Raw genomic sequence first — 20,627 nt, 5'->3', positions numbered from 1 at the left:
TCAGGCCGCCTGCGAGCTGTCGGCTTCCGGCAGCAGCGCGCGAATGGCGCGGACGACCCGCTGCACGTCGGCTTCATCCTCAAAGGCCAGCATGACGAGTTCATAGCCGGTGTAAATGCACACCAGCCCGTTGCCAAACAGCCAGACCGTTTCCAGTACCGGATTGCCCCCCAGCACGATGCTGATTGGAAACCCCACGATCCGTCCCGGTGAAAAGATTTCCGCCCAGAGCGCCGTCCCCAGGGCGACGTTGAACGCCCCCAGCAACGGCGCGCCCACGTAGCGCGCTGCCTTCCGCTGAAAGGCAACCCGCGCCTGCGCCGCTTCGTCCAGCCTGCCTTCGGCCACCAGCCGTTCCTGCTCGCGCAGAAAGCGCATGTAGCGTTCCGCCAGTTGCTTTGCCCCGTAGGCAGCAAGTCCGCTGTGAAACAGCCAGTGCCGTGACTGCCCGAACACCACACGGTCAAAGCCCGGAAAAGCCGCGCCCAACCGGAAGCCCAACAGCAGGGACAGCCCCATCAGGGCCGACGTACCCGGATTCGCCACAACCCACTCCCGCGCCTTGCGGTAGCCGTCGCGGGTTTCGACCGTCGCATGAAACACGCGCGAACCAAAGTTGTAGGCCTCTTCCGCCCGGCTGTAGTACTTGTGCGCCGTCTCCCGCACGGCATCAAACGCTTCACCGGCCCGATCCACCACCTCGGAGGCCTTCTCGCCACCGGTACGCAGGGTCTCCGCCCCGACTTCGGTCACTTTGTCGGCCACCTTTTCTGCCGCCTGTTTGAGGTTTTCCGTCACGTGGTGCTTTTCATCGAGGTTCCTGAACTCGTCGCGTACCGTCTCCACCACCCGCGCCATGGTGTCTGTCACGGTCTGTGCATCGGGCAACCGCTCCGAAACTTCCTCGACGGCATGAACCACTTCCTGCACCACTTCACTGACGACTTCCGGCGCGTTTTCGGCCGCCCGCTGAAAGCTCGCCGAAAGCTGTCCGGTCGCCCGCCGGACTTCCTCGGTCAGCTTTTCGGTCTGCTCTACCGTCTTCTCGACGGTTTTCCCGATGGCCTCCGACAGTCCCAACTGCGCATCCACTTCCTCGGCCTTGCGCTGGATTTTGCGTCGCCACTCACTGAAACGGTCGAAGTAATCCGTCATGACGCACCTCCCTGCCGGACTGTCCGGCCAAAATGCGGGCAGGATGCCCGCGCTCTCAACTCATCTGCGGGCAGGATGCCCGCGCTTTACATTTCATCCTGCGGGCAGGATGCCCGCGCTCCCAGGCTCGTCGCGTAGCGACGGATGAATTTAGCCGTGGGTTTCAACCCACGGATCACATACGCCCCCAACACACCCCCCGTCGCGTAGCGACGGTTGAATCCACCCGTTCGATTCATGCGGGCAAGGATGCCCACGCCCCCAACTCATCACGCGGGCAGGATGCCCGCGCTTTACATTTCATCCTGCGGGCAGGATGCCCGCGCTCCCAAGCTCGTCGCGTAGCGACGGATGAATTTAGCCGTGGGTTTCAACCCACGGATCACATACGCCCCCAACCCCCGTCGCGTAGCGACGGTTGAATCCACCCGTTCGATTCATGCGGGCAGGATACCCGCGCTCTCAACTCATCACGCGGGCAGGATGCCCGCGCTCCCAGCGCGCTCCCAGGCAGCTAACGCTTGAACATCACGGCGGTCACCTGCAAAGCCACCGCCTGGTTTTCCGCGCCGCGCAACTCCACTTTCTCATCGGTAATCCTGAGTGAAAAGCCGCCGGCCGCCGTCACACGCATTTCATTGCCGGCCGGGAGGCGCACCGTCAAAGCCGGCGCCGACTCACAGGCAAAGGTACACGAAAGCGTATCGCCGCTCTTGGTGATGAGCGCCTTGCGGTCACCACATGGCATGTCCAGCTTGTTTTTGCGGTACTTGACGCGAGCGCGCAGCGGTTCGACGGTTGCCATCAGGTCATCCCGCAGAACGGGCTGGAACGCCGTGTGAAAGTACTTCTCCCGGTAGTCCGGGTGACTGAAAATCAGCTCAAAGTCGCGCAACTCCCGTCCGGCCGACACCTGAAGCGTATAGTACCCCTCGGCATCGGTCAGCGTCCGGTAGTCGTCATATTTCGTCCGTATATTCACCTGGGCGTTGACCAGCGGTTGCTTTGTCTGGGCATCCAGGACCCGCCCGCGCACGGTCAGCGAGCCGGCCGCCACCGAAAACTGCGCCGGCGCTTCGCCCGCGCCGCTGCCCAGCACCAGCCACCCCAACCCCATCAGGGCGAATACTCGTAAAGGCTTCATACCACACACACTCACTCCTTCGGTGCAGACGACGTTACCACATCCGCTGCTGGGAGTTCGATGCGCGTCACAGTGTGCGAACCCGGCCCGCGCCGTTCGACTTCCAGCCAGAGAGTCCCGGCCGGGAGGTCGCGCCGGGCACGTGGTATCTCGAAAAACAGAAAGCCATCGGCGCGCTCCCCGGCGGCCACAGTGCCCGTCGTCGGGAAGCACGAATCGGTATAGCGCCGGCGAAACGTCTGGTAGCCATCCACACTGTAGGCGCGGATGCCGTAGGACTTCATCAGCCGCTTTTCGGATTGCCGGACGGACAGTAGCCGCCAGGTTTGCCCTGCTGCATCGTGCAAGCGGAAGCGGAAGGCCTTGAGGTCAAGTGGTGCGGCCGTGCGTACGTCCAGCCAGACATACACCGGCAGCATCCCGGCCGTCAGATGATTGGCGTCAAAGCGGTCCACGAGTTCGTTGCCATCCCAGACGGCACGGGCGCGCAGAACGTAATCGGTTTCCGCAACGGCCACGGCCCGGGTTTCAGACACCGGCGGGTCCGTTTTGGGACGGACGCGAAACGGCTCACGGACGCAGGCAGCCAGCAGCAGCCCCAGCAGAGCCGCGCCCAGCCGCCAGCGCCAGCCGCCGGATGCCGATTCACGGCCGAAATGCAACCCACACGCCATAGACCAGAAGTTCACACGTCTGACTGACCGCACCCAGCACATCGCCGGTAATCCCACCCAGCCAGCGCCGAAAACGAAAGGCCGCCATCATGACGAGTACCGCCGCCAACGCCAACAGCAGACTGCCCAGCCAGCCGCCCACGCCGAGCACGATTGCCCCGCCGGTCAGCAGCGCCCCCAACACCTGCTGCCCCTGGAGCGCCTCGATGAAGCGTCCCTTGCCGCCTTCAGCCCGCGCATAAGGCTCCTGCCACGCCAACCAGACAATCGTCATCCGGGCCAGACAGGGCGCAACAATCACCGCCCGGCACAGCGATTCCACGTGCTGAAAACTCCGTAGCGCCACAAACTGGGCCAGAACGGCCACCACCAGCGCCAGCACGCCGAACGTTCCGATGTGCGGGTCTCTCATGATGGCCAGCCGCTGCTCCGGCGACCAGCCGCCCCCCAGCGCATCTACCGTGTCGGCCAGCCCGTCGTAATGCAATGCCCCGGTGACGAGTACCGTCGTGGCAATGAGCAGCAGAGCCAGCGCATCCGGCGCAAGCACCGGGTGCAGCACGAGAATGAGTGCCGCCTGTCCCGCGCCCAGCAGCGCCCCGACCAGCGGAAAAAACACCATGGCGGCAGCCAGTGTCCGGCCGTCCGCGTGCGCCCAGGCCGGTATCGGCAGGCGCGTCAGAAACGCCACTGCCGCCAGAAACAGACGCAGGACGGTCACGGATGCAAACTCACCAGCGTGGCCCCGTCTCCGCCCTGCCGCCGGTCGGCGCGGGCAAAGCTTTCCACGTGCGGATGGGTCAGCAGAAAGGTCTCCACGGCCTTTCGCAGGGCCCCCGTGCCGACGCCGTGGATGACCCGCACCTGGGTCAGCCCGGCCAGCACGGCGCGATCCAGATAGCGGTCGAGGGCATCGGTCGCTTCATCCGTCGTCAGCCCGATGAGATTGATTTCGGAGGGTACCTGCCCTTCCAGCGTCACATCGTGCATGGCCACGAGCGTTTGCCGCGCCGGGGGCGCAGACGGTGTCGGCTGGGACTTTGCCAGCGGGAGCTTGGCCAGGGTTGTCGCCGGCACTTTCAGACGCAAAGCGCCACTGGTGACGGTTACTTCTTCACCGGAAATGGCTTCAACCTGCCCGACCGTCCCGAAGGCCGTGCGGACGCGGTCGCCGGGGCGCAGGTCGGCCGCCGTCCTGACCGGCTGTGCCGTCAACGACTCCGCCACCAGCGCCCGCTGCGCGGTTTTGGACTTCTGCGGACGCCGCGCGGCCACCTCGGCGGCAAGCGAGGGCTTGTCCAGCGGCTTGTCGGCTTTGGCGTCGGCCTTGACATCGGCCGCCGTGGCTTCCAGTTGGCGGACAGCTTCCCGGCGCAGACGTTCGCGGGTTTCGGCTTCGCTGATGCGTTCCAGCAGCGACGCCAGCCGCGCTTCAAACGCCGTGGAAAGTTGCTGTACGCGGGTCTCGAAATCGGCCTGCCGGGCCGCATCGCGCGCCAGAAATTCCTGTTCGAGCCGGGCATAGCGTTCAGCCAGCGCCGCGCGCTCCTCGTCCAGCGCGGCAGCGGCGTCACGGGCTTCCGTCACCCGGCGTTCGAGTTCGGCGACATACTGCGCCAGAACGACCTCCCGTTCACGCAGATAGCCCTGTGCCTGTTCAATCAGCGCCTCCGGCAGGCCCAGGCGACGGGCAATGACGAGTCCGCTCGAACTGCCGACGGCGTTCAGATGAAGCTGATACGTCGGCGTCAGGGTTTCCAGATCGAAGGCCACGGCGGCGCTGATGACGCCCGGCGTCGAATCGGCATAGATTTTCAGGGCGTTGAAGTGGGTCGTCGCCAGGACATAGGCCCCGCGCGTCCGAAAATGCTCGATGAGCGCCTGCGCCAGTGCCGCGCCTTCATCCGGGTCCGTACCTGTTCCGGCTTCATCAAGCAGCACCAGCGCTGGCGGTGTCAGCTCGGCCGCCATCCGGGCCAGTTTGGTGATGTGGGAGGAAAACGTCGAAAGGTTGGCTGCCAGCGACTGCTGATCGCCAATGTCGGCATAAACCTGCCGCAGCACCGGCAACTCGGCCGCCTGCGCCGGAACGTGCAACCCCGACTGCGCCAGCAGCACACACAGCCCGACCGTTTTGAGAACGACCGTCTTGCCGCCGGCATTGGCTCCACTGACGACAAGCGCCCGCTGCTCCGCATCCAGCGTCAGACTCAACGGCACGACTTCGCGACCCTGCGCCTGAAACGCCAGCATCAGCAAGGGATGCCGCGCGGCCGTGAGCTGAAACCTGCCAGTTTCCGAAACCGTTGGCTCGACGGCGCGCAGACGCTCGGCCAGACGGGCTTTGGCCAGAACCAGGTCGAGTTCGCCCAGCGCCACCACCAGCCCGGTCAGGCAGGACTGCCGGCGACGCAACTGCTGTGTGGCTTCCCGGAGCAGCCGCAGGACTTCGGCTTCGATCAGCTCCTGCAGGCGGGTGAGTTCGTTGTTGAGCGGGATGGCGTCGAGTGGTTCGACAAAAGCCGTCATGCCGCTGCCCGACATCCCGTGGACGACCCCGGCCACCCTTCCCCGGTGATCGTCCCGCACCGGCACGACAAACCGGCCGTGGCGCTGGGTCACAATGTCGTCGGAAAAAACACCTTCCAGGTCGGGGCGGCGGAGCAACCGCTCCAGCCGCCGTTGCAGGCGGTCGCGCTGGACCTGCTGTTCCTGGCGGAGGCGCTGCAACTCCGGGCTGGCCCGTTCATCGAGCTGTCCGTCCGGTGCCACGATGCGGCGAACCTGCGCCAGGGTGTCCCGGAAATCGGGAATCGTCTCGGCAATCGCGCCGAGCCGTGGAAATCGCTCCCGGTGCGGGCGCAACGTCGCGCGCAGATGCAGCCCCGCCTCCATGGTTCGCGCCAGCGCATGGATTTCGTCCACGGTCAATGTGGCATTTTCCAGCCGCAGACGATCCAGCAGCGGGCGCACATCCGGCAGTTCGCCCATTCCGAAGCCCCCCTGCTCGGCCAACCAATGGCGTGCTTCCGTCGTCAACCGCAGCCGGTAGCGCACTTCAGACGGGTCGGCGCTGGGCAGCAGGTCGCGCGCCAGCTCGCGCCCGTAAGGCGTTCGCGTCTCACGCGCCAGGTGTTCCCGGATGGCATCGAAATCCAGCGTCTCGAAATCGGCAGTAAAGGGCGTCCTGGATGTCACCGTGACCCGTCCGCAGGCAAAGGTTGGTGTGACTTCTGACGAAAACCGGGCGCGCTGTCAACGCCCGGAAGTCCGACGCTGGCGGCGCGAGGCGGGCCGCCGTCTCTCAAGGTTTGAGGTAGGTTTGCGCGCAGGCTTCGATGGCGTGGGCCGTATCAAGGGTCAGCGCCTGTGCCATGAACTGTTCGGCATCCCGGACGGACAACCGGCGCAACGTGGACTTGAGCTGTGGCAGGGCCGCTGGCGACAGGCTGAACCGGCGGATTCCCAGACCTAGCAGGGCGAAGGCACAGACCGGCTGGGCCGCCATCTCGCCGCACATCGTCAGTGGTTTTTTGGTTTCCTGCGCCGCCCTGACAACCAGGTTCAGACTCGCCAGCACGGCCGGATGCAGCGGTTGCTGCAAGTAGCTTACCCGCTCGTTGCCCCGGTCGCTGGCCAGCACGTACTGCACCAGATCGTTGCTGCCAATGGAGAGAAAATCGCTTTCCCGCGCCAGACGGTCGGCAATGAACACCGCGGCCGGCATTTCAATCATTGCTCCCAGTTCGAGCCGCCGGCGGAGCCGGTCGTCTGCGCCCAGTTCGCGGCAGACCGCCGTGAGCAACTCGCGGGCAGCACGCAACTCGGTGATGCAGGTCACACGGGGGAGCAGAATCCGTACGCGCCCGCTCGCCGCCGCGCGCACGATGGCGCGGAGCTGGGTTTTGGCAACGTTTTCGTGGGCCAGCCACCACCGGACGCCATGGAGACCAAGGGCCGGATTCGGTTCCACGATGCGCGTTTCGCCCGGCAGGGTGTCGCTGCTGAAATCAAACGTCCGAATCGTCGCGGTGTGGTCAGGTGAAGCGGTAATGACCGCCTGATAGGCCGCGCACTGGGTGTCTTCATCCGGCAGGCTGCTGGCATCACTGGAAACGATGAACTCGGAGCGAAACAGCCCAATGCTCTGCGCCCCACACCGTTCGACGCCGGGCAGTTCCGACTGGATTTCGACATTCGCCAGCAGGTGACAGGCGATGCCATCGCGCGTCACCGCCGGCAGCCGCGCCACACTCAGCCCGTCCCGGCGCAGACGCTGCTCGGCGGCGCGGCGTCCCAGATAGACGGTCTGGGTTGCCCGCCGGGGATGCAGGATGACTTCTCCGTGCGAGCCATCCACGATGCAGGCGGCACCTTCAGTCGCCTGATTGAGGGCTTCCTGAACGCCAAATACCGCCGGAATGCCAAGGCTGCGTGCAATGATTGCCGTGTGCGTCATCACCCCGCCGGTATCTGTCACGAGTCCGTTCAGGTTCGTCGGATTCACCTCGGCCAGCATGGTCGGCAGGATGTCATCGGCAAAGAGAATCGAAGGCGTATCCAACTGCGGCATGCGCATTGGTTGGCCTGACAGAATGCCGATGAGCCGCTGACCAACGTCCCGGATATCGTCCCGGCGCTGTGCGAGGTAGGCGTCCTGGATGTTGTCGAAGGAGGCCAGCAGGGACTCGACCGCTCTCTTGACCGCCCACTCCGCATTGATGCGGTGCTGGCGGATGTTGTCTTCGATGGCCTGCGTCAAAACCGCGTCATCGAGCATGAGAATGTACGGATCAAGCAGATAGGCCGAGCCATGTCCGACCTGCTCCCGAAAATGGTGCTGAATGCTTTCCAGATGCCGGCGGGCGCGCTGCATGGCGCGTTTGACGCGCTCGATTTCGAGCGTCACGCGGTGCGGCAGCACATGGATGAACAACGGCGGGCGGCTCTGCGGGACAAGGCGCACCACCTGCCCGAAACCAACGCCGGGCGAAGCGGCCAGCCCCGTGAAGTGTTGTTCGGTGTTGGTCAGTGGATTAGAAGACATGGGAGGACTCCTGGCCTTCGGAAAACAGCGCCACAACAGCCGCCATTGCCGCCGCTTCATCTTCGCCTTCGACGCGGATGACGAGCGGTGTTCCACGCGCCGCGGCCAGGAACATCACGCTCAGGATACTTCCGGCATCCACAAAGTTCGGATCATCCGCCCGGCGCAGAAGCACCCGGCTCTTGAACTGATTGACGACAGTCACCAGACGCGCCGAGGGACGCGCATGCAGCCCCAACGGATTCGTCACCGTGACCAGACGCTCAAGTGGCATGGGGACCTTTCGACAATGCTGCGGAAAGCAAGGAAAAATGGAGAGCGATCGAGCCGGCCCGGGTAGCAGGAGACTCAACTTGTCCGCATCTGCACCAGCTCACTTGCCAGATGAATGTTCTTGCGCCCCTGTTCAGTCACACACCGGGCAACATCGAGAAGCGACCAGTCAGAAGGTGCCGTCGCCAGCTTGATAACCATCGGCAGGTTGACGCCGGTAACGATTTCCACCCGCACCTGCCCGCTGTAAGCCATGACGAGGTTGGTCGGCGTACCGCCAAACAGGTCCGTAAGAATGAGCACGCCACATCCCTGATCGGCTTCCGCAATGGCGCGCTCAATGACCTGCCGCGCCACATCCACATCGTCGTGCCAGTCAATCGAGACAGCGCGCACGTGGCGGATGTCGCCGACAATCATTTCTGCGGCGTGGAGCAACTCCGTCGCCAGTTGTCCGTGAGTGATGATGACGCCGCCAACGCGGGGCATGGTGACCGTCCTGTGTTTTTACGGGAAAGTTACGCGGCCGGAAGCCGTAACCGGTACCGGTCATAACGCAGCCGGATTCCCATCGGCAGAGCGTTATGACATTTGCGTTTTGTAACACATGTGCGACGCATCAACCAAGCAGCCGGCAGCGTGTGATGGCAACGCCGGGGGCGTGTTTCGCTTATGGTTCATCGGGCAACGCGGCCAGCGCCTGCGCCGCGCGTTCATCCGATTGCCGCGCCAAACCCTGGCGTGCCGCCTGGCGTACAAGGGGCGACGCATCGCGCAGGCCCTCCAGCAGCAGGGGCAGCGCATCGGGATGCCCATCGGCCCCAAGCCGCTGAAGCAGCAGCGCCCGAATGGCTGGCTCACTTCCGGCCACGGCCTGACGCAACACGGCCCGCCCGGCCTCGCCACAGGCCAGCAGCGCATCCACCAGTTCATCCGGGGCAACGGTGAAAGCCCCACTCTGACGTGCCAGAAGCGGTGCCAGGGCAGCGACATCGCCGATGCGTCCCAAAGCTTCCACGGCCGCCGAACGGATTTGGTTTTCGGCATCAGCCAGCCCTTCCCGCAACACCAACTGGCTTTCCCGGTTGGACGGAAGCCAACCCAGAACGCGCATGGCGTCGGCGCGCAACCGGGGCTGTTTCGACCGGGCGCGCTTCATGGCCCCTTCCCGCGCCGCTTCACCGAAGTCGGCCAGGGCGCGGACGAGCCACCACCGGACGGCAAAGCGGGTTTCGGCGTCCAGGCGCTGCCAGAGCAACGCCAGCATGTCTGGGTCCGGGTAGCGCCGCGCCAGCGCTGCCGCCAGCGCGCGGGTTTTCGGATCAGGCGCGTCAAGGGAACGCCGCAGTTCATCCCGTACGGATTCGGGCGCCAGTTCCTGCAACGTAACGTAAGCGCCATACCACCCACGCGGGCGGCTCTGGCCGAGGGCTACCGGCAGCAGCGTCTCTGGCGCAACGGCCAGTTTCAGCAGCGATTGGCGGGCGTGAAACCGCACGAGCGCGGAAGGGTCTTCCAACGCCGCTGCCAAGGCCGGCGGAATGCGTGTGTCCTCCCAGGCATCCAGACTGCGCGCCACGGCGGCGCGGACCCGCCAGTCCGGGTGCTGAAGCGCCGCCAGCAGAGGTGTCACAGCCGACGGGGCTTTCGTCCGGGAGAGCGCCGTAATGACCCTGCTCACCACCGCCGCATCCGGGTCGCGCAGCAGCGGCAGCAGCGCGGCAACGGCGCGCGCCTCTCCAATCTCGCCCAGGGCGCTGACCGCCTGCATCCGCAGGGCTGGCTCCCGGGCCGACAGCAGACGTACCAACACCGGAACGGCATCTGGATGACGCAGGCGGCCCAGCGCTACCACGGCGGCCAGGCGTACCGGAAGTGGCTCCCCTTCCCGCGTCTGCGCCGCCACGGCCGGCAGCGTCGTAACGTCACTGAGCCTTCCGAGAAGCCGCAGTGCCTCAGTGCGCAGGCTGATGTTCGGGGCATCCAGCGTTGCCACCAGGCGGGCGGGTGTCATCCCCAGGCGTGCCAGGGACGCCGCCGCCGCCGACTGGACACGTGGCACCTCATCGTCCAGGACATCGAGCAACAGTTCGACCGCCCGCGCATCCTGCAACTGCCCCAACGCTTCGGCGGCAGCGCAGCGCGTCACTTCATCCCCGGACAGCAACGCCTGGCGGAGAAGGTCAAAGGCCCGCAGGTCGCCGAGTTGTCCGAGCTGAACCGCCAGGGTGATCCGCGCCGTCGGCGTCAACGTCGGCACGGCCAGCCGGGCCGCCAGCGCCTCCGGCGTGATGCCCAGCTTTTCCAGAGCCTGTTCGGCGAATGGCAGCCGTGCCTGCCGGGCCGCCAGCAGCGCCGCCGTCACCACCTCCCGGTCAAGGGCTTCAAGTGCGTCCAGGTAGGTCACTCGGGCCGCCGCCGGGGGGTCCGCCTTCAGCCGTTCGATGACGGCCGCCACGGTTTCTTCTGCCGGGCAGCCTCCCAGCGCCGTTACGAGGACGTGACGCACCTCGGCGTCCACATCGGGCAGGACGGTCAGGGTTTCCGCGATGGGCATCTGCGCGCCGTATGCCGCCCAGGCCCGTGCTGCCGCCAGCCGGTGCTCCGGAGAGTCCGACCGGAGAACCTTCAGCAGGAGGTCTGTGGCGCGCACGTCGGGGCGTTCCGCCCAATCACCAAGAAGCTGCAACCGGGTTGGCGCATCGAGACGGTCAAAAACTTCGAGGACGTGCCGCCCGGCAGCCTGATCCCCGGTGCGATACTGCGCCACAGCGATGAGGCGGTCGAGTTCCTCATCCTGCCCGAGCCAGTCCGCCAGCCGGGAGACACAGTCCCCCAGGCGGAAGACGCCAATCTGGCGGGCAACAATGCACTTTTCATCGCGGTTCAGCGGTTGTTCGAGCGCCGTGGCCAACACCGGCGCGACCTGGGCGGCCGTAAAACCTCCCAGGGCGGCCAGGGCCACGGTGCGCAGCGTGCCGGCCGGGCCCGTGGCGGCCCGGGCCACCGGCGGCAACCCGGCCGGGTCGCCAATCTGCCCCAGCGCCACGAGCAGGCGTGCCTGATTGTCCCAATCCTCGTGGTCGAAGTGGGCCAGCAGGGCCGGGACCGCCGCTGTGCAGCGTTGCCGTCCCAGAGTCTGGATGGCGCGAGCACGGACGTACCAGTGCGGGTCATCGAGTGCGGCAGCAACATCCGGCGCACAGGGGGGCGCGGCGGCCAGCACCGTCGCGCGCGCCAGCCAGTCATCGGGCGGGGGCGACGTTTGCGCCGGAGCTTCCAGGACCAGCCAGCCGGTGAACCCCACCACCAGCCAGGCTGCGAGCTGAAAAGCGATGTGCCGCCGGCTACGCATGGCGCAATCCCTCCACCGGGTTGAGGGTGGCAGCCCGCCAGGCCGGATAAATCGTGGCCAGCAGACTCACACTGAGCGCAACGCCCAGCACGATGCCCGTATCGAGCAGCGAAAAGCGAAAAGGTACGGACGCGATGGAGTACATCCGGGCATCGAGCTGAATCAGGTCGTAGCGGTCACAGATAATGGCCGTGGCTGCGCCCAGCAAACCGCCACACAGCGCCCCCGCGAGTCCCAGCGCCAATCCCTGCGCCAGAAATACCAGCAGAATCGTGCGCGGCGTCGCTCCCATGGCGAGCAGAATGGCGATGTCGCGGCGTTTTTCCGTGACCAGCAACATCAGGGTCGTCACGATGTTGAGCGCCGCCACGAGAATGACCAGCCCGATGACGACGGCAAAGGCCAGGCGCTGGAGGTTGAGGGCGGCAAAGGCCGTCCGGTTGAGTGTGGCCCAGTCTTCGATGACGTAGTCGGGGCCAAGCCGGGACTGGAGCACCGCGCCCACTTCACGGTAGGCGCGCGCGTCGTCGAGCATGACCTGAATGACCGTCGCTGGTGTCTCTTCACCCGTAAGCTGCCGCGCTGCATCGAGGGAAATGTAGGCCCAGGCGGCGTCGTACTCATACAACCCGGACTCAAAAAAACCCACGACGCGAAAGGTGTAGGTCGTCGGCAGCCAGCCAAAGGGCGACAGTTCCCCACGGGCGCCGGGGGTCAGGGCTTCCACCAGATCGCCAATGCGCAGTCCGGCTTCCTGCGCCAGGCGTTTGCCGGGAATGATGCCGTCGAGCACCCGTCCTTCGGGGCCGCGTGTCGGCTGAAGGTCTTTCAGGTTGGTTCCCGGACAGAGGGTGCGGGTGACTTCAAGTGTTTCCGGCGGCTCCGCAAGGTCAACAGCTTTCAAAACCCCGGCGGCCGCCCGCGAGCCGCTCGTCAGCAACACCTCCCGGTAGGTCGTTGGTGTGGCTGACCGGACGCCCGGCGTCTGCTGAATCTGCGCCTTGAGGCCGGCCGGGTCGGGCAGCGGACGCCCACCCCGGCGCAGAATGTTGAGATGGGCCGTTCCGGCCAGGATTTTGCCCTGCAGCTCGGATTCCATTCCGCTCTGGAAGGCGAGGACAACGGTCAGCGCCCAGACGCCAACGGTGATGCCCAGCACGGCCAGCCCGGCCGCTACGGACAGCGTCGCGCGGCGGCGGGCGCGAAGGTAGCGCTGCGCAATGAACCAGACGTAGCCCACAGTTTCAGACCCACGGTTCCAGCCCTGCCGGGTCAGGTTTACTGGGTTTCAGCCGTTTGTCCGCGTTGCAGTTTGGCGTCAATCCGGTTGATGTCCTCCGGGTCGGTGGCCAGGCTGCGGGCGATTTTCCAGTACCGCCGGGCACCTTCCAGATCGCCCAGGCGCTCCAGTACATCCCCCATGTGATCGTTGAGGGTCGCGTTGCGCCGGTCGTAGCTGAGGGCCTGCTCGATGTACTGCCGGGCCAGGTCGAGGCGGTTTTGTTTGAAATAAACCCAGCCCAGGCTGTCGAGAAAGGAGCTGTTCGTCGGCTCGATGTTGACTGCCCGCTGGACAAGGGCCAGGGCCTCATCGAGGCGCTCGTTGCGCTCGGCGAGGAAGTAGCCCAGGTTGTTGAGGGCGGTGGGGTTGTCCGGGTCGAGTGCCAGCACGGTGCGCAGCAGTTGTTCAGATTCGGCATACTGCTTGCGGCGTTCGAGGATGGAGCTGAGGGTGACAAGGTAAGCGATGTTTTTCTCGTCGTAGCGCACGGCCTGGCGCGCCAGGCGTTCGGCATCCTCGAAGCGGTTGGCGTCGCTGAGCACGATGGCTTTCATCTGGGCGACTTCGCCGGCGTCGTCGGTCTCTTCGGCAACCTTGGACAACTCTTTCAGGGCCTGGTCAACCTGTCCCAGGCGGGCCAGCACTTGGGCTTCGAGGTACACAAACTGGCGCTCGTTGGGAAAGCGCTGCCGGGCGGCGCGAGCTGCCTTGAGAGCTTCTTCGTGTTTCCCTTCATTGCGCAACGACTCAATGAGCAGCAGGTCGGCCAGGGTGCTTTCACTGCCGAGCAGGCGGCGCATGCGGTCGTAAGTAGCCAGTTCCTGCTCGACTTTTCCGGCCGCCTTGTAGGCGCTGGCAATCCGCATCAGGATGAGTTCCGCGCGCTCCCGCTGGCTTTCGCTCACCGTGTTGTCGGGATTGGAGACACTGCGCAGGGCTGATTCGTAAGCGGCCACGGCTTCTTCAGTCCGCCCCAACTCCACAAGGGTTTCAGCCAGGGCGTACTGCTGGGCGAGCGTCTCCGTCACGTCCTGTCCGGCCAGCGCCTGGCGGAGCGTTTTGACGGCTTCTTCGCGCCGCCCGCTGCGCCGTTGCACCTGGGCCAGAATGGAGAGGGCTTCAGGATGGTTGGGGCGTTCGGAGAGAATGCGCTGCACCTGCTGTTCGGCTTCAGCGTAGCGTCCGCCGCGCATGAGGGCTTCGGCATAGCTGAGGATGAGCCGCAGGTTGTTGCCGTTTTCTTCAAGCAGTTCCTTGAGAACATCAATGGCCTCGGCGGTTTGGCCGGCATACAGCAGGGCCTGTGAAAGCTGGTAGCCCCACTGGGGATTTTCACCGCTCAGGATGTAGGCCTGGCGGGCCGTGTTGGCGGCATCCCGGTAACGTCGCTTGCGGAGATACAGCTCAGTGGCGGCGGCAAACTCTTCCGGCCCGCCCTGATTGGCACCGATGAGTTTGGCATAGGCGGAGAGGGCGTTTTCAGTATCGTTCAAATCGCGGTAGAGCCGGCCGAGCAAGCGGTACACCTCAAGGTTGAGGGCGTCCAGTTTGGCAACAGTTTCAAAGGCGGCAACGGCTTCGCGAGCCTTTTCACGGTTGAGTGCTGCGCCGATGGACTGGGAAAAGAGCACCCGTCCGAGCAGCCAGTGGGCCATGGCATCTTCGGGATCGAGCGCCACGGCCTGGCGGGCGTGATATTCGGCATCCCGCAGGTTGCGTCCTTCCAGATACAGATTGCCCAACTCGACGTGGGCCGCGGCAGCCGTGGGATCGAGCGTCAGCACTTCCTTGAAGGCAGCAATGGCGTTGAGCGGGTCGGCCTGGGCAATGTAGCGTCGCGCCTGAAGGAACTTTTCGTAGGCCTGGATGCGCTGCTCACGGGACACTTTGGCCGGTGCCGGAGCTGAGGTTGAGGCGGCAGGCTGGGGCTTCTCGACCCGTGGCTTGGGTGATTGCTGGGAAAACGCCGGGGCCGCAAGGGAACCGACCGTGAGACAGCAGCCTGAAAGCAATAGGGCAAGGCGTGAAGCTGACATGGCGGTGAAACTCCAAAATGTGCGCAGGGAGAAGCCTGGAACTCATCATACGCCTCCGGCGAGGCGCGGTTGCAGTCCGTAAATCTAACCGAACTTGTCGCCACATGGAAATGACGGCAGCAATCTCCGACAGAGCACTCTGCCCGATGCGCCCCCGGCTTTCGCCCACTGGCTGGTGACGGCTGGACACCCGCAGAGGATGGCAGCGGAGGTGTTGCCCACGGCAAAAGATGTTTTTCCTGAACGAAAAAGCGTGATGCGGGGTGCAGAAAGCCATGCTATTCTGGCAGAAAAAGCCCGAAAACATAACGGTTTCAACCTGAAAAGCAGCCGTCAGGCGTGCTGGCCGGAAGGGGCGGAGGCTTCTTTTGTGGTCCGCTTGGACTGTCCTTTCAAGTTACCCAAGCCGCCATCAACCAGGGCCGACGATGGAAAACAAGGCTCCGACATACGCCAGTCTGCTCAAACTCAGGCGACCACCGGATGCTGCCGAAATAGCCCTTCCGATCGAGGTCGTCACACCCATCTTGGGCGGCAGCCCGCAAACCCGCACCATTGACGCGGTTGACATCATTCGGGCTGCCACCATACGCGGGCACCTGCGGCTCTGGTGGCGCGCGCTGTATGCCCACCAGTATGACTGCCCAACCGCATTGTATAAGGACGAAAGCGAACGCTGGGGGCGGGCGGCTGACGAGCACGGCGGCCGCTCGGCGGTCGAGCTATGCGTTCACGTCACGCACCCCGGACAGGTTGATACCACCGACATTCAGCTTTACGACTCCAAAGAAGCCAAGGCAACGGTCGGGGCCTATGCGCTCTGGCCGGCGCGTGAAGACAAAAAGAAGGGTCTGGCAACCGCTCCCCGCCGCCGGCCCGGAACACGGTTTTGCCTGACGCTGCGCGTCCCAGCGCGTTATGAAGCGGAAATCCGGGCTACCCTGCGTGCCTGGCTTCTTTTCGGCGGCTATGGCAGCCGTACGCGCCGTGGACTGGGCAGCTTCAAACTCATCGAAGCAGCCGACAAATGGCTTCCCAAAATGCCAGACAAGGAAGAAGACCAGGGAAAAGGGCTTAGGGAAGCGTTCCGCTCCCTTTTCGGGCGGGACATCTTTGCTGCACCGGGCAAAAGCCCAACGGATGTCCCTTGGCTGGCCGGCGCTACGCTTCACATCGGAAAAGCAGTGCCAGAAGCCGAGAAGGCTTGGACAACTGCCCTTGACTGGCTCAGGCGCTTCCGGCAGGGCACAGATGGCCCGCCGGGCCAACGTGCGCGTGAGCCGGGCACTGGCAAGACACAACCTAACCGCCCATCCATTTCCAACTGGCCCGAAGCCGACAAGGTGCGGCATCTCACTGGGAAGACTCAAAGCCACCGACCTCGGCACAATCGGACTCCTGTCTGGCCGCGCGCCGGCTTCGGGCTGCCCATCATCGGACAGTTCCAAAAGCAGGGGCGCAATGGGAAACACTATGACGAACCGGATGGCTTTGAGCTGCGCTGGCGTCGCCAACAGGGAGACAAAGAAGAGTATGACCGCCTCGCCAGCCCTCTGATCGTCAAAGCCCTGCCGCTTGCCAATGGTCAATTTGTCCCATGTGTCCTGTGGCTCAACCGGGCGTACCCGCCGGGAGAAGTCTTCCTGCGCAGTGTGGCAAACAGTGCCGCCCCCTTTGATCAGCTCGTTGCTCCGGGCGACACACCGCAGTTTTCCGTCCTTGACGGCAAACAAAGCTTGCGTGAGGCGTTTTTTGACTGGCTTCGCGCGAAACACCAAACAACGGTAGTAGCGCCATGACCGCCCACCTGCTTCTGGTGACGCTTGGCCCTGTCCAGGACTTCATTGCCCAGGCGCGACGCACGCGCGACCTCTGGTACGGAAGCCACATGCTTTCCGAGCTGGGACGCGCAGCGGCCCGTGCGCTGGTGGGCGGCGACGCCCAGCTCATTTTTCCGGCGCTGGCAAAAAACGACCCCGAACTTGCTCCCTGCCTGGCCCCGCTTCGGCCAAACGGAAAGCCGCCCCAGAACATTCCCAACAAACTGCTGGCCGAGGTGCCTTCCGGGACTGACCCGGAAGCTCTGGCGCGCACTGTGCGCGAGGCGGTGATGTGTTTTTGGCGGGACGACCTTGCCGCACCCGTCAAAGCCAAGTGTGCCAAACTCCTGACGCCAAACCTGACAGATGACCTGTGGAACGAGCAGATCGAAACGCTGCTCGAATTCACGGCGAGCTGGTTGCCGCTTGGCGACTATGCCACCACCCGCCGGCAGCTTGAGCAGGCCGTTGCCGGCCGCAAGCTGCTCCGCGATTTTTCTGCCTGGCGCCATCAGCGCGGCAACGTTCCCAAGTCAAGCCTGGACGGGGGACGGGAAACCGTACTGGCGCCACCAGAGCAACGCCGTTCCGAGCTGGTTCACAAGTATCGGATTACGGACGGCGAGCAGCTCGATGCGGTTGGCCTTGTCAAACGCGCTGGCGGAGAGCCAGACCAGTTTGTATCTGTGGTCAACATTGCTCTGGCTTCCTGGATCGCGTGTGCCGATCAATGTGCAAAAACCGAGCTTGACGCGCTCAGAGAAGGCTGCAGGGAGATTGGCCTTGCCCGCGTATCGCGGCGCGACCTGCCGTGCGCGGCGCCATTTCCCTTTGACGCCAGTGTGTTTTTCCCCAACCGCTGGAAAACGGTCTTTGAAGAGCAGGGCCTTCCTGGCTACCCGAACGTCTGGGGCAGCCAGTATGTAAGCCCGGTGCTTCGGAAGGTCGGCGAGCCATATCCCTACGTGGCCTGCCTGGTCGCCGATGGAGACCACATGGGCCGGGCCATCAGCAGCCTGACTTCGGCGGCCGACCACCGGGCGTTTTCCTGCGCGCTGGCCGGATTTGCCCAGCAGGCGCGCCAGATTGTCGAACAACAACACCGGGGCGTGCTGGTCTATGCCGGCGGCGATGACGTTCTGGCGTTTCTGCCGCTGCCCGAAGCCCTGGCCTGTGCAGAAGACCTCCGCAACTGTTTTGCCACAGCCATGGCTTCGGCAGGTACCAACATTGCTTCGCGCCCCACACTCTCGATTGGGCTTGGCGTCGGGCACCTTTTGGAGAGTTTGGGTGACTTACTGGCGCTTGGACGCCGCGCCGAGCGGCTGGCCAAGGACATCCGCAATGCCTTGGCTGTCATTGCGGAAAAGCGCTCCGGCAACACGTACGCCTGGCGGGCAGGCTGGGATGACGGGCCGGCTTCCCTTCTGCACAAGGCAACGGAACTGCTCGCCCAACGGCTTTCATCGCGCAAGGTTTACGAAATTGCCAACCTGTTGGAGCGGCTTCCCAAGCCCGTCCAGGGCACACCGGATAGCTGGTCAGGGGTTCTGGCGGCAGAAGTGCGCTGGGCGCTGGCGCGTACCGAAGAGGGCGGGCTTGCACCGGAAGATGTCGGTTTGCAACTTGACCACGCCACTGATTACCCGACCCTTCATGCCTGCGTTCGTGAGTGGGTCGAGCGGTTGCTGGTTGCCCGCACCTTTGCGCGGGCCCTTCCCCGGAAACAAGGCCGTTCAAAGGCGAACGAGGTATCGGCATGACGACCTACACCTACCTCGCCCTGCTGCCGCGCGATGGGCTGTTTTGCAAGGACGGACGCGGCTGGTACACGAGCGCTTCCGGTCGTGGGCATGGGCTTGACTGGCCGTGGCCTTCGACCATCCTGGGCGCCCTGCGTACAGCGTGGGGAAGAACAGCAGAAGCCGTCTCCGGGAAGCTTTTCGACCATAGAACGTGGCTGGAAGAGACAGCAGCCGTGCAACTGGGGCGGATGCTGACGCTCCGGCGTCCACCGGATACCGACTGGAACACGACCCATCTGGTCTGGACTGCTCCGCTGGATGCGCTCTGGCTTGAAGGACGCCGCGAAGTCTTTCCACTGCAACCAATTCCAAGCCGGGCGCCAACCCTTGGCCGGGATGATGATACGGCACGGGAAAGCCTGTGGCGTCCGGCGCTGGACGAAGCCGGCAAGCCGCTTCCATCGCCACGGTGGTGGCGGCAGGATGATTTCGTGGCCTGGCTGACGGGACAGCCGGTTTCCGCCCAAAAGCCCTTTCCGGCCACGGCCCGGCGCGTGCAGACGCGCGTCGGTATCCGTCCCGAAACGCTCACCACCGATGACGGCCTGCTGTTTTCGCACGATGTGCTTGAAACTTTGGAGCTTCATGCAGAGTGGGCCATCGGCGTCGAAGTCACACTGCCGGGCGGCGCAGTGGATGCGGTAGCCACCCTTGGCTCGGATTCGCGGCTTGTGCGCATCGAGACCTTGCCTGAAACCCTGTTTGCGCCGCCGGCGCGCCTGCTTGAAACCTTCCAGGCAGGCAGCCGGGGACTGCGCATCATTGCCGTTACGCCGCTTGCCTTCGCACGCGGCTGGCTCCCAGATGGTTTTGAACAACACGATGGTCAGTACGTCGGGCGCTTGCCCGGCCTTCCCCATGACCTTGTGCTCCGGGCGGCCTTTGTGCCACGGCCACTTCACGTATCGGGCTGGAACCGAGCGGCCCACAGCGGCAAGGGTGCGCCCAAACCAACGGCGCGTATGGTCGCTCCCGGAGCTGTCTATTTCTTCGAGCGGGTTGACGAACAGCCCTTTGACGCGGCCCACGCCCGTTCCCTGTGGCTGGCGGCACTTGGTGCGCGCACGGAAGAAGGCTTTGGCCGGGTTGTGCCCGGCATCTGGCATCCCACGCCCAAAACTCCAAACACCACACAGCCCACGCCATAGCGAGGCTCAGGTATGAAGACCAGACCGTTTCTCCTGCATGCCCTCTCTCCGCTGCACGCCGGCACCGGCCATGCAGCCGACGTGATTGACCTGCCCATTGCCCGGATGAAAGCCACCGGCATACCGATTGTGCCCGGTTCATCCATCAAAGGCGTCCTGCGGGATGCGTGTCGGCAAGTGGACTATGAGCGCACCGAAGCCGTCTTTGGCCCTTCTGACGACCCGGCGGCCCACGCTGGCGCGCTCATCGTTGGCGATGCCCGCTTGCTGGCGCTCCCGGTACGCAGCTTTCGCGGGACATTTACCTGGGTCAGCTCGCCGCTGCTGCTCAGACTCGCCAAACGTGATCTGGTGGCGTCTGAGCTTCCGGTGCCGCACATGGCGGGTCGGAGCGCGCAGGTTGCTTCGGAAAACGTTTGCGTGTATCAGAAACGGCTGTACCTGGAAGACATTGACCTGCCGGCCGAATCCTCCGCCGACGTAAAAACCTGGGCGCAACGGTTGGCCGCCCTGGCCGCGCTCGAAGACGACCTGTTCACCTGCCGCTTCGTCGTTGTGGACGACGACACGCTGACCTTCCTCTGGGAAACCGCCACGCAGGTGGATGCGCGGGTACGTCTGGATGACGCCACGCGAACTGTTGCGCAGGGCGCGCTCTGGCTTGAGGAAAGCCTGCCGCCGGAGACGCTGCTGATTGGACTGTTGGCTGCCGACCGCAGTCGGCGGCCGGAAACGGAAATGACGCCCGATGCCGTGTTGGACTTTGCGCTACCAAAAGAAACCATCCTTCAGTTCGGCGGCAAGGCAACCATCGGACGTGGGCGGTGCCGGATCATCCCGGTTAATGTCAACCTGGCAACAAACTGAAACCCTTTCACTTCTCCACAA

15 protein-coding genes are annotated in these 20,627 nt (G+C 64.5%); 4 read left to right on the top strand and 11 right to left on the bottom strand.

The features are described from left to right. The 11 genes from J8C01_RS00915 to J8C01_RS00865 all read right to left on the bottom strand — a co-directional run bounded on the left by J8C01_RS00915 (position 1) and on the right by J8C01_RS00865 (position 14,966). Positions 1–1,155: a hypothetical protein gene (locus J8C01_RS00915; protein ID WP_211432082.1), complete on the bottom strand. Its 1,155-nt coding sequence runs from the start codon at positions 1,153–1,155 to the stop codon at positions 1–3. Between the two features lie 514 nt (positions 1,156–1,669). Then, positions 1,670–2,299 carry a carboxypeptidase-like regulatory domain-containing protein gene (locus J8C01_RS00910; protein WP_211432081.1) on the bottom strand — a complete coding sequence of 210 codons (630 nt, stop codon included), beginning with the start codon at positions 2,297–2,299 and terminating at the stop codon, positions 1,670–1,672. 11 nt (positions 2,300–2,310) lie between these two features. Continuing rightward, a complete protein-coding gene (locus J8C01_RS00905) occupies positions 2,311–2,973 on the bottom strand; it encodes a hypothetical protein (RefSeq protein ID WP_211432080.1) in 663 nt (220 codons plus the stop codon). Continuing rightward, complete coding sequence (gene cobS, locus J8C01_RS00900; RefSeq protein WP_211432079.1) at positions 2,945–3,694, bottom strand: adenosylcobinamide-GDP ribazoletransferase; 750 nt, start codon at positions 3,692–3,694, stop codon at positions 2,945–2,947. The genes J8C01_RS00905 and cobS overlap by 29 nt, the downstream gene beginning before the upstream one ends. After that, the gene (locus tag J8C01_RS00895; protein ID WP_211432078.1) at positions 3,691–6,171 is read right to left on the bottom strand and encodes an endonuclease MutS2; all 2,481 of its coding nucleotides are present in this window, start codon (positions 6,169–6,171) and stop codon (positions 3,691–3,693) included. Before J8C01_RS00895 ends, cobS begins: the two co-directional genes overlap by 4 nt. 106 nt (positions 6,172–6,277) lie before the next feature. Further along, positions 6,278–8,020: a phosphoenolpyruvate--protein phosphotransferase gene (gene ptsP, locus J8C01_RS00890; protein WP_211432077.1), complete on the bottom strand. Its 1,743-nt coding sequence runs from the start codon at positions 8,018–8,020 to the stop codon at positions 6,278–6,280. Next, a complete protein-coding gene (locus J8C01_RS00885; RefSeq protein WP_014098692.1) occupies positions 8,010–8,294 on the bottom strand; it encodes an HPr family phosphocarrier protein in 285 nt (94 codons plus the stop codon). The genes ptsP and J8C01_RS00885 overlap by 11 nt, the downstream gene beginning before the upstream one ends. Positions 8,295–8,368: 74 nt before the next feature. After that, on the bottom strand, positions 8,369–8,782 hold the full coding sequence (locus J8C01_RS00880; RefSeq protein ID WP_014098691.1) for a PTS sugar transporter subunit IIA: 414 nt from the start codon (positions 8,780–8,782) through the stop codon (positions 8,369–8,371). A 181-nt stretch (positions 8,783–8,963) separates the two neighbouring features. Next, complete coding sequence (locus tag J8C01_RS00875; protein WP_211432076.1) at positions 8,964–11,648, bottom strand: HEAT repeat domain-containing protein; 2,685 nt, start codon at positions 11,646–11,648, stop codon at positions 8,964–8,966. Then, positions 11,641–12,888, bottom strand: coding sequence for an ABC transporter permease (locus J8C01_RS00870; protein ID WP_014098689.1), 1,248 nt, complete (start codon positions 12,886–12,888; stop codon positions 11,641–11,643). Before J8C01_RS00870 ends, J8C01_RS00875 begins: the two co-directional genes overlap by 8 nt. 38 nt (positions 12,889–12,926) lie before the next feature. Then, positions 12,927–14,966: a tetratricopeptide repeat protein gene (locus J8C01_RS00865; RefSeq protein ID WP_014098688.1), complete on the bottom strand. Its 2,040-nt coding sequence runs from the start codon at positions 14,964–14,966 to the stop codon at positions 12,927–12,929. A gap of 428 nt (positions 14,967–15,394) precedes the next feature. Here J8C01_RS00865 and cmr1 point away from each other — a divergent pair, with 428 nt between their 5' ends. The 4 genes from cmr1 to cmr4 are packed head-to-tail and all read left to right on the top strand — an operon-like array spanning position 15,395 to position 20,606. Then, a complete protein-coding gene (gene cmr1 / locus J8C01_RS00860; RefSeq protein WP_211432075.1) occupies positions 15,395–16,765 on the top strand; it encodes a type III-B CRISPR module RAMP protein Cmr1 in 1,371 nt (456 codons plus the stop codon). Then, positions 16,762–18,549 (top strand): type III-B CRISPR-associated protein Cas10/Cmr2, encoded by a 1,788-nt coding sequence (gene cas10, locus J8C01_RS00855; RefSeq protein ID WP_211432074.1) that lies wholly within the window; start codon positions 16,762–16,764, stop codon positions 18,547–18,549. Before cmr1 ends, cas10 begins: the two co-directional genes overlap by 4 nt. Further along, positions 18,546–19,739 (top strand): type III-B CRISPR module-associated Cmr3 family protein, encoded by a 1,194-nt coding sequence (locus J8C01_RS00850; RefSeq protein ID WP_211432073.1) that lies wholly within the window; start codon positions 18,546–18,548, stop codon positions 19,737–19,739. Before cas10 ends, J8C01_RS00850 begins: the two co-directional genes overlap by 4 nt. A 12-nt stretch (positions 19,740–19,751) precedes the next feature. Next, positions 19,752–20,606, top strand: coding sequence for a type III-B CRISPR module RAMP protein Cmr4 (gene cmr4 / locus J8C01_RS00845; protein WP_211432072.1), 855 nt, complete (start codon positions 19,752–19,754; stop codon positions 20,604–20,606). The last annotated feature ends 21 nt before the right edge of the window (positions 20,607–20,627 follow it).

Origin of the sequence: Chloracidobacterium sp. D, assembly GCF_018304685.1 — a bacterium.
Taxonomy (GTDB): domain Bacteria; phylum Acidobacteriota; class Blastocatellia; order Chloracidobacteriales; family Chloracidobacteriaceae; genus Chloracidobacterium; species Chloracidobacterium thermophilum.
The sequence above is the reverse complement of the archived record's forward strand: the minus strand, read 5'-3'. Positions and strand labels throughout refer to the sequence as shown.

What these genes read in the sequence shown, in the direction of transcription:
- J8C01_RS00880 (WP_014098691.1), bottom strand. Translation starts at nt 8,782, where the DNA reads ATGCCCCGCGTTGGCGGCGTCATCATCACTCACGGACAACTGGCGACG.
- J8C01_RS00865 (WP_014098688.1), bottom strand. Translation starts at nt 14,966, where the DNA reads ATGTCAGCTTCACGCCTTGCCCTATTGCTTTCAGGCTGCTGTCTCACG.
- J8C01_RS00875 (WP_211432076.1), bottom strand. Translation starts at nt 11,648, where the DNA reads ATGCGTAGCCGGCGGCACATCGCTTTTCAGCTCGCAGCCTGGCTGGTG.
- cmr1 (WP_211432075.1), top strand. Translation starts at nt 15,395, where the DNA reads ATGGAAAACAAGGCTCCGACATACGCCAGTCTGCTCAAACTCAGGCGA.
- cmr4 (WP_211432072.1), top strand. Translation starts at nt 19,752, where the DNA reads ATGAAGACCAGACCGTTTCTCCTGCATGCCCTCTCTCCGCTGCACGCC.
- J8C01_RS00905 (WP_211432080.1), bottom strand. Translation starts at nt 2,973, where the DNA reads ATGGCGTGTGGGTTGCATTTCGGCCGTGAATCGGCATCCGGCGGCTGG.
- J8C01_RS00915 (WP_211432082.1), bottom strand. Translation starts at nt 1,155, where the DNA reads ATGACGGATTACTTCGACCGTTTCAGTGAGTGGCGACGCAAAATCCAG.
- cas10 (WP_211432074.1), top strand. Translation starts at nt 16,762, where the DNA reads ATGACCGCCCACCTGCTTCTGGTGACGCTTGGCCCTGTCCAGGACTTC.
- J8C01_RS00850 (WP_211432073.1), top strand. Translation starts at nt 18,546, where the DNA reads ATGACGACCTACACCTACCTCGCCCTGCTGCCGCGCGATGGGCTGTTT.
- J8C01_RS00885 (WP_014098692.1), bottom strand. Translation starts at nt 8,294, where the DNA reads ATGCCACTTGAGCGTCTGGTCACGGTGACGAATCCGTTGGGGCTGCAT.
- ptsP (WP_211432077.1), bottom strand. Translation starts at nt 8,020, where the DNA reads ATGTCTTCTAATCCACTGACCAACACCGAACAACACTTCACGGGGCTG.
- J8C01_RS00910 (WP_211432081.1), bottom strand. Translation starts at nt 2,299, where the DNA reads ATGAAGCCTTTACGAGTATTCGCCCTGATGGGGTTGGGGTGGCTGGTG.